General features: G+C 42.7%; 11 protein-coding genes. 4 read left to right on the plus strand and 7 right to left on the minus strand.

All coding sequences use genetic code 11. The features are described from left to right. Positions 1–26 precede the first annotated feature (26 nt). Complete coding sequence (locus DW930_RS08725; RefSeq protein WP_023022109.1) at positions 27–542, plus strand: DUF308 domain-containing protein; 516 nt, start codon at positions 27–29, stop codon at positions 540–542. Between the two features lie 578 nt (positions 543–1,120). Beyond that, the gene (locus DW930_RS08735) at positions 1,121–2,131 is read left to right on the plus strand and encodes a YeiH family protein (protein ID WP_123159821.1); all 1,011 of its coding nucleotides are present in this window, start codon (positions 1,121–1,123) and stop codon (positions 2,129–2,131) included. Between the two features lie 593 nt (positions 2,132–2,724). Here DW930_RS08735 and DW930_RS08745 read toward each other — a convergent pair. Next, the gene (locus tag DW930_RS08745) at positions 2,725–3,264 is read right to left on the minus strand and encodes a T6SS immunity protein Tdi1 domain-containing protein (RefSeq protein WP_123159822.1); all 540 of its coding nucleotides are present in this window, start codon (positions 3,262–3,264) and stop codon (positions 2,725–2,727) included. Positions 3,265–3,390: 126 nt separating this feature from the next. After that, a complete protein-coding gene (locus tag DW930_RS08750) occupies positions 3,391–3,876 on the minus strand; it encodes an immunity protein YezG family protein (protein WP_123159823.1) in 486 nt (161 codons plus the stop codon). A gap of 491 nt (positions 3,877–4,367) precedes the next feature. Here DW930_RS08750 and DW930_RS08755 point away from each other — a divergent pair, with 491 nt between their 5' ends. Both DW930_RS08755 and DW930_RS08760 read left to right on the plus strand, forming a co-directional pair. Then, entirely contained in the window at positions 4,368–5,471 is a 1,104-nt protein-coding gene (locus DW930_RS08755; protein WP_123159824.1) for an ABC transporter permease, read from the plus strand. A 1-nt stretch (position 5,472) separates the two neighbouring features. Further along, positions 5,473–6,162 carry an ABC transporter ATP-binding protein gene (locus DW930_RS08760; protein ID WP_123159825.1) on the plus strand — a complete coding sequence of 230 codons (690 nt, stop codon included), beginning with the start codon at positions 5,473–5,475 and terminating at the stop codon, positions 6,160–6,162. Positions 6,163–6,206: 44 nt separating this feature from the next. Here DW930_RS08760 and DW930_RS08765 read toward each other — a convergent pair whose 3' ends face one another. The 5 genes from DW930_RS08765 to DW930_RS08785 all read right to left on the minus strand — a co-directional run bounded on the left by DW930_RS08765 (position 6,207) and on the right by DW930_RS08785 (position 11,549). Continuing rightward, positions 6,207–7,529: a HAMP domain-containing sensor histidine kinase gene (locus DW930_RS08765; RefSeq protein WP_123159826.1), complete on the minus strand. Its 1,323-nt coding sequence runs from the start codon at positions 7,527–7,529 to the stop codon at positions 6,207–6,209. Next, positions 7,526–8,179, minus strand: coding sequence for a response regulator transcription factor (locus tag DW930_RS08770; protein WP_009731294.1), 654 nt, complete (start codon positions 8,177–8,179; stop codon positions 7,526–7,528). The genes DW930_RS08765 and DW930_RS08770 overlap by 4 nt, the downstream gene beginning before the upstream one ends. Before the next feature lie 70 nt (positions 8,180–8,249). Then, positions 8,250–9,626 carry an ABC transporter permease gene (locus DW930_RS08775; protein ID WP_123159827.1) on the minus strand — a complete coding sequence of 459 codons (1,377 nt, stop codon included), beginning with the start codon at positions 9,624–9,626 and terminating at the stop codon, positions 8,250–8,252. Between the two features lie 12 nt (positions 9,627–9,638). Continuing rightward, complete coding sequence (locus tag DW930_RS08780; protein ID WP_023027590.1) at positions 9,639–10,280, minus strand: ABC transporter ATP-binding protein; 642 nt, start codon at positions 10,278–10,280, stop codon at positions 9,639–9,641. Between the two features lie 6 nt (positions 10,281–10,286). Then, positions 10,287–11,549 (minus strand): ABC transporter permease, encoded by a 1,263-nt coding sequence (locus tag DW930_RS08785; RefSeq protein WP_117744962.1) that lies wholly within the window; start codon positions 11,547–11,549, stop codon positions 10,287–10,289. Between the last annotated feature and the right edge of the window lie 745 nt (positions 11,550–12,294).

The following is a 12,294-nucleotide window of genomic DNA, read 5'->3' on the forward strand; positions in this document are numbered from 1 at the left end:
AACTATACTATATAGGGGGTATTGAAATGAAATTTTCTAATCGTTTACTGCTATTCCTTGCAGGAGTTGTTTTTGTCCTTTTAGGACTTTTCCTATTTACAAACCCAGTAGCTAATCTTGTTGCTTACAGCTGGTGGATTTCATTTGGTTTACTGGTTTCTTCTATAGCAGCTATTTTAGGCTATTTCTCTGCACCAAAAGAGCTTCGCTCACCTGTTTATCTTTTCCAAGGATTTGTTAGTCTTCTCTTAGCTCTTTACCTCGTTGCTTATGGCTTTGTGACCCTGCCGGTCGTCATTCCGACCATTGTAGGAATTTGGTTAATTGTAGAAGCCATTATTGCTTTCTTTAAAGGCAATCGTCTAAGATTGACTTTCCCTATTATTGGTAGCAATATCACGTGGGTAGCCTTGCTTGAATTTTTACTAGGTCTAGTGATTCTGTTCAATCCAGTGGCTACAGGTGTCTTTGTCGTTTATGTCATTGCCTTTTCAGTTTTAGTTACTGGCTTCACCTACATTATTGAGGCCTTTCGTAAATAGTCTAGTTGCTATTTCTATCGCATTCAAAAAAGCTGGGAAATCATATTCTCAGCTTTTTCGTCTCTTTAATTATCACTTTTTCGCATTCCATTCTGCGTAGAATTGCTCCAAGTATTCTTCCAAAAAGTGATGGCATAGTGCTCTAGCATTCGATAAGTTGCAATAATAACCGGTCGAGAACGGGGCATCGACTCAATCATACCGAAAATAAAAGAGCGAATGTTATCTGCAAAAAGAAAGCTTAGATTCTTTGCGATTTCAACAAAAAAAGCACTGTTTGTACTGATCCCAAAAGTTAGATTTTTTCTGTCTAACTTTTGGGGTGCAGTACATTTTCAACTCTCTTATTTATTTTCTTATCTCACATAATTACTTCACATGTCCAGGCTCATCAAATTCATTTTTTTCAATAACATATGCCACATTTGCATCCTTATTGAACAAAGAACATATATCTATTATGCTACAAAAGCTTTCTGACCGCAAAATTCCATTTATTTGTAACCTTCTTCCTACTTTCTATTTTACTTTTCTGACAGATAAGATTATAATAAGGAGTATTTTTTTCGGAGGTTTTTATGTCATTTCTATCAAAAAATTGGGCAGGACTGTTAGTCTGTCTGATCATTTCTATCATCTCTTGGGTTTTAGGAGGATTTCTTCCTGTTGTGGGAGCACCTGTTTTCGCCATTTTTATCGGAATGATTCTCCATCCCTTTCTCACTTCCTATACACAACTGGATGCTGGCTTGACTTATAGCTCAAAAAAACTGCTTCAGTATGCTGTTATCTTGCTTGGATTTGGACTCAATATCTCTCAAGTTTTCGCAGTTGGAAAATCTTCCCTTCCTGTCATACTTTCGACCATTTCTATCGCTTTAATTATTGCTTTCTTTTTCCAACGCTTTTTTAACCTTGATACAAAGCTAGCTACCTTGATTGGAGTTGGATCTTCTATCTGTGGCGGTTCTGCCATTGCAGCGACTGCTCCTGTTATTCACGCCAAGGAAAAAGAAGTAGCCCAAGCCATTTCTGTTATCTTTTTCTTCAATGTCTTGGCAGCTCTTATCTTTCCAACTCTAGGTTCTTGGCTCCATCTTTCCAACGAAGGTTTTGCTCTCTTTGCGGGTACTGCGGTCAACGATACTTCCTCTGTAACAGCCACAGCTAGCGCTTGGGATAGTCTTTACAATAGCAACACTCTTGAATCTGCCACTATTGTCAAACTGACACGCACCCTGGCTATTATCCCTATCACTCTCTTCCTCTCCTATTGGCAAAGCCGTCAACAAGGCAACAACCAAGGGGTAAAGCTTAAAAAAGTCTTCCCCGTTTTCATCCTCTACTTTATCCTAGCTTCTCTGCTAACTACTCTTCTCACATCTTTCGGTGTCAGCAATAGCTTCTTTTCACCTCTCAAAGAGCTCTCCAAATTCCTCATCATCATGGCTATGAGTGCTATTGGTCTCAAAACAAACCTCATTGCTATGATCAAATCTAGTGGAAAATCCATTCTTCTTGGAGCCCTTTGCTGGATTGCTATCATCCTGACTAGTCTTGGCATGCAATTACTCATCGGTATTTACTAAGAAAAAAGGGAGCCTAAAGGCTACCTCAGAACGTAGACAAACGTCATTTTTGGCGTTTGTCTTTTTGTATGTTCAAAGATATTTTGTCTTATCATATACTATTCCATCCAAAAATCTGATTTAAATCAAAATAAAAAGGGATATTCCCTATCCATTTCGATAATTTTTTCATTAATTTGTTTTTCCATTTTATCCTCCGATTAGTCTCGCACTGATATTTATTGATAACAACACTATATTTCTAGTATAGCATAATCATCAGATATTATAGGTTTTCAAACCAAATGAGAGTCATTCGTTTTTGCCCCATTTTTAAATCATGACATTGGAAATACCTAAAAGTACTTCCCTAAAATCACTTATATTTCAATATTTTTAATTACTCTCAATATGAAAATCCTTTCCAAATCCATGCAGGGGGCATCTAAATCAACAGGAAAAAGCCTTGATTTACAAGGCTTTTTTGCTTGTCATTTTGTTTTTTGTACCAAAAAGTTTATATTCACAAAATAAGCGAGTCTCATCCAAAGACTCGCTAGTTATCTAACACTCGTTTTCATCGAAAAAACCACCGCGAGGGTGGTTCTTTTTTATCAATCGTCCATCACTCCGCCTGTGAGCTGGTACATGAGGTAAATGTGCTCTAAGACTTTGACTTTATCCATATGATCCACATCTTTAAAGCCTCCTAATGCCAAGAGTGGTACAAAACCGAAACATTCATCGTAGGCCAATTCACCATGTTTGGCAAGAGCTTGTCTATATAAATCAAGTTCAAATTTTTTTGTAATATATTCGTTATCTAAAAATTGAACGAATAAATCCATCCCCTTACAAATAATATCCAAATCCTGAATATTATATTGGACAATTCCCACATAGGCGTTCTTTTCCCAAGTAACAATATCTCCAAATGCTGTTACGAACATCGGAAAAGCGATATCTCCTCTGAAATAGCTATCTTGGAGAAGCTCTAGATAATCCTCTGGATTAATCACCTTCAAATAACCATCTAAAAAGGTTCCCAGACCATCTTCCTGCCAAATCTGTAGCAACTCAGCAGGGACTTGGTCCTTGTATTTTTCAATAACTTCTTGGGGCATGTCTGCCACTTTGATAAAGTTTTCTAACATGTTTTCCTCCGATTGGATTTCCTATTCACGTTTCACTCTGCCTCTAGTATACCACAAAACCTATGTACTAGGTTTGATCAAGCCATAAGAAAACCACCGCGAAGGTGGTTTATTCTTTTGATATAACTATTTGCTATTATGCTCTTTTTGAAAAGCTTCCATGGCTTTGAACTGCTCAAGTTCCTTTTCATCTCGAGGTTCAAAACCAAGAAACTGATATCTAAAAAAGTTCATACGAGCAGTAGGTCCAAAATCACTTGCCAACCATGGCGCATAGTCAAAGTCGACTGACAGCTTATTATCTTCATCCAAATGAATGATACAAATATACCAATCCGCCAAATCATTCTCAACGAATACTTTTTTCAGTTCTTCACATTTTTCAAATAAAACGGTATTCTCGTTTAGAACTTCCATCATTGATAGACCAAAATCATCTGACATTTCAAGATGGTAATGATATTCATTCTTATATTTAAAATAAAAATAGGCTTCGCCACTATAGGTCTTGTCCATCTCTATTACAATATACAAATCATCCCACTCAACTGGAATCATATCGTTGGCTTGATGCACGATCTCGATAATTTTTTCATTAATTTGTTTTTCCATTTTATCCTCCGATTTGAACTCGCACTGACATTTATTTATAACAACACTATATATCTAGTATGGCATAATCATTAGGTATTATAGATTTTCAAACCAAATGTGAGTCATTCGTTTTTGCCCCACTTTTGCCCCATTTTGAAATATTTACATTGAAAATACCTAAAAGTATTTCCCTAAAATCAGCTATATTTCAACATTTTTGTTTATTTTCAATATGAAAAGTTCTTACAAATTCATGCAGGGGGCATCTAAACAACAGGAAAAAGCCTTGATTTAAAAGGCTTTTTTGTTTGTCTATAGCATATCTCTTTTTTGTATACATTAACGATTAATAATTGAGAATCAAATTGAACACAGTAAACAAATCCGATCCTTTCATACTCTACCAAACACCATCCCCCTATTATCCCCCCACTTGTGGTATGATGGTAGAGTATGTTTAGGTGCTAGCAACCCTGCTCGAGCACCTCCGTGCTAAAAGGAGAACCAATATGAAAATCGCATGGAATGAAATGAAATACCAACCCAAGAAGTTTATCCTGATTGAACTCCTCATTACCATTCTCATGTTTATGGTGGTGTTTTTGTCCGGACTGACAAATGGACTGGGCCGTTCGGTATCGGCCCAAATCGATAACTATGGGACCCTGCACTACATCCTTTCGACGGATTCAGAAGGGATTATCCCCTTTTCAACCATTACAGCGAAAGATTTAGATGAGGTCCAAAAGATAAAAGGGATAGACTATTCTGGCTTGTCGATCCAGCGAGCAACCGTCTCAAAAACAGAGGATTCCAACACTCTGGATATCACCTACTTCGCGACCGATCACAATGAAAAAGAGATCCTCAATCCAATCATGGAAGATACAGACCTCAAGATCTCCGACTTACAGAAAAACGAGGTCATTTTGGACAGTTCTTTCAAAGAAGATGAGGGAATCCAAGTCGGCGATCAAGTGATCGACAAAACTTCTAAGCAAAAACTCAAGGTCGTGGCCTTTGCGAAAAATGCTAGATACGGCTATAGCAAGATTGGTTTTATCAGCTCGGAGACCTACACAGGTATGCGGCAAAAAACAGATCCAAGCTATCAATGGCAAGCCCAAACCCTTGTGACCAAGAAGAGCATCACTTCTAGTGATCTAGCCAGCAACTTGATGGTGGCGGATAAGAAGCAAGTAATCGATAAAATCCCTGGCTACAAGGCTCAAAACCTGACGCTACGGATGATCACGTGGGTGCTGCTACTCGCTTCTTCTGCTATCCTTGGGGTCTTCTTCTATATCCTGACCCTGCAAAAGTTGAAACAGTTTGGTGTCCTAAAGGCCATTGGCATGTCCATGAGCCAGATTACCTATGTCCAACTATCCCAGCTCACCATCATCTCCCTCATCGGAGTACTGCTGGGGCTTGGTTTGGCAACTATGATGGCGCCATTTTTACCCAATAGCGTCCCTTCCTTTATGACCCTGAAAGACAATCTCATCATCTCGGTTAGCTTTATCCTGACCTCTATTTTGTGTGGTGCCTTGTCCCTTGTCAAAATCAAAAAAGTAGATCCAATCGAAGTCATTGGTGGAAATGGAGAATAAGATGGCCATTATCGCATTAGAAAATATCAGAAAATCCTACGCCGATGGCAGCCAGATGCACCATGTCCTCAACCAGCTTAATTTAAGCGTCGAACCCAACCAATTTGTCGCCATCTTAGGCCCTTCAGGATCGGGTAAATCCACTCTCTTAGCTATAGCTGGTTTACTCTTATCAGCGGACGAGGGGCGGATTTCTATCGCTGGCCAAGACTTGACTGACCTCAACCAAGGTCAGTGGACGCAAAAACGCCTGGAATTGCTCGGCTTTATCTTTCAAGATCACCAGCTCCTCTCCTATATGAAAATCGGTGACCAGTTAGAACTGGTGGCCAAATTGAAGGGGGAAAAGGACAAGAAAAAACGCCAAGAAGAAGTCAAAGCCTTGTTGGCAGATCTGGGCATCGAAGCTTGTTACCACCAATACCCGAATCAGATGTCTGGTGGGCAAAAACAACGGGCAGCCATCGCTCGGGCCTTTATCGGAAATCCCCAGGTCATCTTAGCCGATGAACCAACCGCTAGCCTAGACCCGGATCGGGGACAAGAAATAGCCAGGTTGATCCGGAAAGAAGTCAAATCCAAAAACAAGAGCGCCATCATGGTGACCCATGACCGCTCCATTCTGACCTATGTGGATACCATTTATGAATTAAAACACGGCCAACTGCTAAAGGTAGAAAAGGTTGATTAAATAAAAATAGCGAACAAGAGTTTCTCTTGTTCGCCATTTTTTTATTATTGAGGCTCTTTGGGCAGTTCCATACGGAAGCGTAAGCCCATAGCTGTTTTGTCAAATTGGTAGGCCAGTTCTTCATGGTCTAACAAGTGTTGGACCACGAACAGTCCCAGACCACCTTCCTTCTTCTGGCGGCTAGCGGTCATTGGCATCTCAGCGGTCTCTACCATTTCTTGGCTGGTATTTTCAACCGCCAAGTGCGTCCCTTCTTCTTCGAGACGGAGCTGGATCTCTCCACCGGCATCCGAATGCTTGACGGCATTACTAATGACATTTGAGAGGACCAATTTCAGAATGGCTGGGTCCATATAAACTGCTTTGTCAGGGATTTGATTGTCAATCGTGAGCGCGCGGGATTGAGCCAAGACCTTGTACTGGTCGAGGATCTGCTCTAAGGCCTGATCCAGCTGGATCCACTCCTTGTCTCCAGCCAATTCTTGGACAGAGGACAGAGATAGGATTTCCAGGACAATCTGGTTCATCTCATCGACGATATCGAGGGAGACCGACAGATAGCGGTCCCGATCCTTGTAGCGGCCGATCTTATCTCGCATATTTTCTAGGATAATCTTCAAGCTGGCCAGAGGCGTCTTGAGCTCATGCGAAGCCCCACGTAGGAATTCCACCTTCATCTGCTCCAACTTCAGATTTTCCTGCTTCTGCTGCTCTAGATTGTCGATCACCTCTAAAAGATGATGATAGAGGTCGTTGATCTGTTGCTTGAGAACGCCAATCTCATCCTGCGAATGAATGGGGAGACTAGCTGTCCGATCCAGCCGTTTCATCCGCTTGGTCATCTGCTTGATTTCCAGGATCGGAGCAGAAATCAGGCGGGCATAGAGATAGGAGGCAAGCAATGACAGAACAAAGGAAGCCAGAAGACTATAGGGAAGAAAGCCCAGACTGATGTCCCGCGCTTCCTTTTGGGAATCGACAGTTGCTAAGAATTGCAAGGTCAAGTCCTTCCCCTCTTTTGTCTGGATTTTTCGCTCTTCAATGACTAGGGAATTATTCTGGCTGTCAGGGTTCACGAGCAAGTCATCCTTGACCTCTAGGGCATTTTGTTTTTCCTTGTCCTTGATCGAGACCTTGATATCATTGGTCTTGGAATATAGGTCGATGACCGACTCAATGGTTCCTTCTTCCTGGCCTTGGAAACTCTTGGACAGGGCCTGTGATTTCTTCAAAATCGTCTGGCGCTGGGACTCGATATAGGTCGACGGGAAAATAAAGTAAACCGAAGCGTGTAGAAGGATGACTAAGCCACTAAAAAGGGCAAAGGTGATCAGAAAAATCTTTGCAAAGATACTCCGTTTGGTCATGGTCTCTCCAATTTATAGCCGACATTGCGCACCGTAACGATACAGTCCAGCTCTAGTTTTTTTCGTAGTTCCTTGATATAGACATCAATCACCCGGTCAAAAGGAATCTCCTCCGTCTCCTTCCAGACGGCATCGAGGATCTGAGAGCGGGTCCGGGCCTTGCCTTCATGCTGGAGCAAGTATTCCAAGATTTCCAACTCCTTGGCATTCATGGAGATGGCTTGCCCAGCTAGGCTGGCTGTATAGCTCTCAAAATCCACCCGTGCCTCTCCATAGGTGAAGACCCGGGAAGGCTGGAGCTTTTTAAAAATAGCTTCGATGCGGACCTTCAAGAGGGACAAGGAGAAGGGTTTTTCCAGATAGCCATCCGCCAACTCTCCAAAAGCCGTCAACTTATAGTCCTCGTCATGGAAGGCCGTCAGCATGAGGACAGGGACTGAGCTGGTCTTCCGGATGGTCTTGAGCACTTCCAAGCCATTGAGGATAGGGAGCTGGATATCCAGCAAGACCAGATCTGGCGCTTCTCTGTGAAAGAGGTCCAGGGCCTCCTGCCCATCGCCTGCTTCAAAGACCTCATAGCCACATTCCATGAGATAGTCGCTCATCCCTTCGCGAATCAGGACTTCATCTTCTACGATTAGTATCTTCATACACTTTCCTTTATCTAAGAACTTCTTCTACCTCCTATTATACCCTATTTCTATTTTAGGAAACAATCTCTTATTCGACATCCACCAAGAGTTCCTTTGGTTTCTTATGCAAGAGCCATTGTGAAGAAAGGATGGATACCAGGATCAAGAGCAACCCACCGACCAAGACAATCACCAACAATTGGCTCGGTTGGATATCCATATGGATATCAGTCAGGGTCTTACTGAAGCTTTCTGCCTCAGCTCCTCCACCAAGGTTGGCTGCAGAGGATTCTTGAGCCATTTGTTTGGCAATGCCACTGGTTACGTTCTTAAGCACCGTATCTCCGACTCCTTTGGCAAGAAGACCTGCGACTCCATAGGAGAGGAGGAAGGCTGGGATGGAAATCATGATTAATTCTGCCACGAATTGTCCCGCAATCTGCACCTTGGAGAGTCCTAGAGCCAGCAAGATACCAACTTCTCTGCGACGGGCATTGAGCCACAAGACAAGGAGAAGGGTGAGAAGCAAGCTAGCAAAGATGAGGCTACCGATAAACAAGTAGTTCGCCACTTGGAACATACTGCTGATCGATTTTTGCAAGGCTGGGTAGTTGGAAGAGCTCTTGACTAGGTCATAGTAATTCCATGGGATATCCAAGGCTTTGATTTTTTCGATCAATTTATCGAGGTCCTGATCCCCTTTGGCAAAGAAGGTCGCATCCTCATAGGTAGCTGTTTGGACGGTATTGCCATAGAGCTTGGCAGCTGTATCTAGGTCAGAAATGAGGGTATCTTCATACAATTCTTGGGCGTAAGTTAGAGGAGCTTGGTTCTTACCTGAGAACAGACCCTTAATGGTTACTTCGACAGTTTCATTGGCCCCTTTTTCATTGTCAGCGTCGTAGAGATTGGACTTGAGACGCACCTTATCGCCCACCTTAAGACCATTCTTTTTCGCCAAATCTTCGTGCATGAGGATTTGGTTTTTGTCCTTATCGGTCAGATGCTCCCCTTGAACCAGCTTGTAGGCTCCAGAGACAAACTTATCTTCTTTAGAAGAGTCATTGACCCCTGTCACCATCAAGGTATTCTTAAAGTGCTTGGCCCGCTCTGGAGATTGATTTTGCAGGGTTTCTTCAGTCTCAATGATCTCGTGGTCTAGGATATCTGCGATGGCATTGATCCGCTTGATGGAGGAGGTGATTCCCTCTACCTGGCTGATTTTTTCGATATCCTCTCCTCTGAGATTCCCTGCTCCCCGAGGGGTTCCTGGATTGGTCCGGCGGTTGATCTGCATGGAGAAGCTATTGGTGATGGATCCCAGGCTTTCCGATGAAGCTTGTTGGGTCGCTCCCTTCATGGAGAGTCCAATCAAGCTCAAGGTCCCCATGAGGAGAATGATGGCAAAGAGCAAGAGAGACTTGGGCCATTTACGTGTGATATAAGCAAAAGCATTTCGCAACATAGCATTCCCTCCTTACTTGCTCTTCTCAACGAGGCTACGGCGACTCAATTCCAAGACCACATCAGAGGCCTCTGCCACTTCCTTACTGTGGGTGACGACAATGACACATTTTTGGCGTTCCTTGGCCAACTTCTTCAAAATAGCAATAATGTCACCTGCTGTCTGTTCATCTAAGTTTCCTGTCGGCTCATCTGCCAAGATGACAGGCGCTTCTGAAACGAGCGCACGTGCAATGGCCACCCGTTGCTGTTGCCCTCCGGATAGTTGGAGGACATTGCGTTTGATTTGCGTTTCGTCCAGCCCCAATTCCAAGAGAATCTCTTTCCCAGCTTGTTTGTTGACTAGGCGGACATTTTCAAGTGGTGTCAAATAATCGATCAGATTGTAATTCTGAAAAACCAGGGAAACATGGTGCTTGCGGTGGTAGCTAGATCCTTTGGTCTGGATGTCCTCCCCATCAAAGAGAACCTGCCCTTTCTTGGGATTGTCCAAACCAGCCAAGAGGGAGAGGAGGGTTGATTTCCCAGTTCCTGACTGGCCAATAATACTGTAAAATGTCCCATTTTCGAACTGATAGTTCACATTTGAGAGGATATCTTCACTATAGCTTTGGTAACTATAGGCTACATTTTTGAGTTCTAACATATGTGTCATTTCTCCTTAACTCATTTTTGTTAATATTTCTTTTGGTGTCTTGCGCCAGATCAAGCTGGTGGTTGCACCGAGCGACAGAAGGATCAAGCCCAAGAGGCTAGCATAGGCGATTCCTAAGGAAAGGCCTTGAGGGATCTGATGGAGTAAGTCTAGGGTCTGCTGTTGCCCCGTCTCTCCGACAAATTGTTCTAAGAAACGATGGCTAATCATCCGCCCGATGAGAAAGGCCGGAAGCACTGCCAGTAAGGATACCAGCACCACTTCCAAAAGGAACTGTCCAAAGATCCGTCCCTTGCTCTTCCCTATGGATAAGAGCACCCCGATTTCATGGATCCGCTCCCGTGTCCAGAGACTGAGTAAGAGAGATAGGGCACCTGCTCCCGTCACCAGGAGGACGATCATCATGATCCGTACCAGGCCTTCTAGGGTCTGAGAGGATTCCTTCATCTGGTCAAAGGCCTTGCGATCTTCGACCAAGCGGAGAGATTGCCAATCCAGATCCAAGCTTTTGACTTGCTTCAAGAGAGCATCGATTTTCTCAGGATCTTTAACGCCAAAGGTAACCTGGGTCACTTCTTGTTGACTGAGACCTAAGAGCTTGGTCGCATCCTCATAAGGAAGGTAGACTTGGTTTTCACTCAGATCAGAGGTCATTCCTGTGAATTTTTCCTGTTTCTTACCTGAAAAGATCCCAACGATTTCAAAGGTTTGCTCCTTGGCAGGATTCTCTCCCATCTGAAAGCTGGATAAGGTCAACTGATCTCCGACCTTTAGCTTGTTCTTCTTAGCCAACTCTTCGTGGATTAAGATTTGCCCGCTCGCTTTATCGGATAAGTGCTTGCCTTGCACCAGTTGGAAACTGCCACTTCGGAAATCTAGGTGCTGGTCTGTCTTCTGGGTGAAGACAGCGCCTAGTGCTTGCTTGGCTTCCTGTCCCAGATCATCCCTTTCTACCGACTGCTGTCCCGTCACCGCTTCTTTACCAAGAATACGAACGGGACTTTCATATTGAGGAACCATGGATCCCACCCCGTCCAGTTGCCGCACCTTTTCAGCTTCCTTCAGAGCAAAGGGCTTATCCCCTTGTTTACTGGTCAGAGCAAAACTGGTCCCCGCCGACTGTTTGATGTGGTCCTCCAGTTTTCCTCCCACTTGCATCAGTGAAAAACAGAAATACAAGCAAGAGAGGATCAAGAGGAGAATCAGAAAGAGGACCAGATTCCTCGTTCTTTTTCGAGAAATATAGGCGATTGCCTGTTGTAAGAGCATGATCTTACCCTCCATTTCAAGGTCCACAGCGATACAGTGTGGACGCTTTCATCATTTGTTGCTTTCATTATAGAGGAGAAATGTGAAATGTTTATGAAATACAAAAAAACTCCCCCAGAAAAATCTGGAGGAGCTTTTAGCAAGGGAGTATGAAACATTTTTAATATGAAAAAGGTCGATAAAAATTAAGGATCAAAAAGTTTCAATTTATTCGATCAAGTTTTTGTCTTTAGACATGTATGTGGGAAGTTTTCCTCCCTTGCTCTGATGTAGAACTTTTCTACTTAATATAGTTTAACCTATCTTTGTTACAAAATAAAGGAATTTGTATTGCATTTTTGTTCCAAATATAAAACGGATGGATCACTAAAAAAGAAGATTTCTATAGATGTTTGTTCAATTGAAAAGAACGCACTGATATCACTACATTTAAAGAAAATCGACAATTCAATCACACTTTGTTTTTTTTCATCCAATCGCAGTTTTTTAACCTAGTCGTTAAAGCTTAATTTGCAGAAAAATAAATTTCAATAATTGCACTTCACAAGCGATTATAATATATATAAATATGTAGTCTGTTTGACGCAAATGATTAGAGGCGAAACCTCAATCAAACACACAAGTTACGATAGAAAATAAAGAAGGCCGATAACGCCTTCTTTATTGTCTTAGTAAGATGCTTAGGCAAGGCATCATGGTGCTTGCCGTATCCTAATGAGGTGCTTCAGCACCCATTGGGATAAGC

It is taken from the genome of Streptococcus sp. AM43-2AT, assembly GCF_003603405.1.
Classification (GTDB): domain Bacteria; phylum Bacillota; class Bacilli; order Lactobacillales; family Streptococcaceae; genus Streptococcus; species Streptococcus ilei.

Coding starts and splice junctions, on each gene's coding strand:
- DW930_RS08735 (WP_123159821.1), top strand. CDS start 1,121: ATGTCATTTCTATCAAAAAATTGGGCAGGACTGTTAGTCTGTCTGATC.
- DW930_RS08765 (WP_123159826.1), bottom strand. CDS start 7,529: ATGACCAAACGGAGTATCTTTGCAAAGATTTTTCTGATCACCTTTGCC.
- DW930_RS08745 (WP_123159822.1), bottom strand. CDS start 3,264: ATGTTAGAAAACTTTATCAAAGTGGCAGACATGCCCCAAGAAGTTATT.
- DW930_RS08725 (WP_023022109.1), top strand. CDS start 27: ATGAAATTTTCTAATCGTTTACTGCTATTCCTTGCAGGAGTTGTTTTT.
- DW930_RS08785 (WP_117744962.1), bottom strand. CDS start 11,549: ATGCTCTTACAACAGGCAATCGCCTATATTTCTCGAAAAAGAACGAGG.
- DW930_RS08750 (WP_123159823.1), bottom strand. CDS start 3,876: ATGGAAAAACAAATTAATGAAAAAATTATCGAGATCGTGCATCAAGCC.
- DW930_RS08780 (WP_023027590.1), bottom strand. CDS start 10,280: ATGACACATATGTTAGAACTCAAAAATGTAGCCTATAGTTACCAAAGC.
- DW930_RS08770 (WP_009731294.1), bottom strand. CDS start 8,179: ATGAAGATACTAATCGTAGAAGATGAAGTCCTGATTCGCGAAGGGATG.
- DW930_RS08755 (WP_123159824.1), top strand. CDS start 4,368: ATGAAAATCGCATGGAATGAAATGAAATACCAACCCAAGAAGTTTATC.
- DW930_RS08760 (WP_123159825.1), top strand. CDS start 5,473: ATGGCCATTATCGCATTAGAAAATATCAGAAAATCCTACGCCGATGGC.
- DW930_RS08775 (WP_123159827.1), bottom strand. CDS start 9,626: ATGTTGCGAAATGCTTTTGCTTATATCACACGTAAATGGCCCAAGTCT.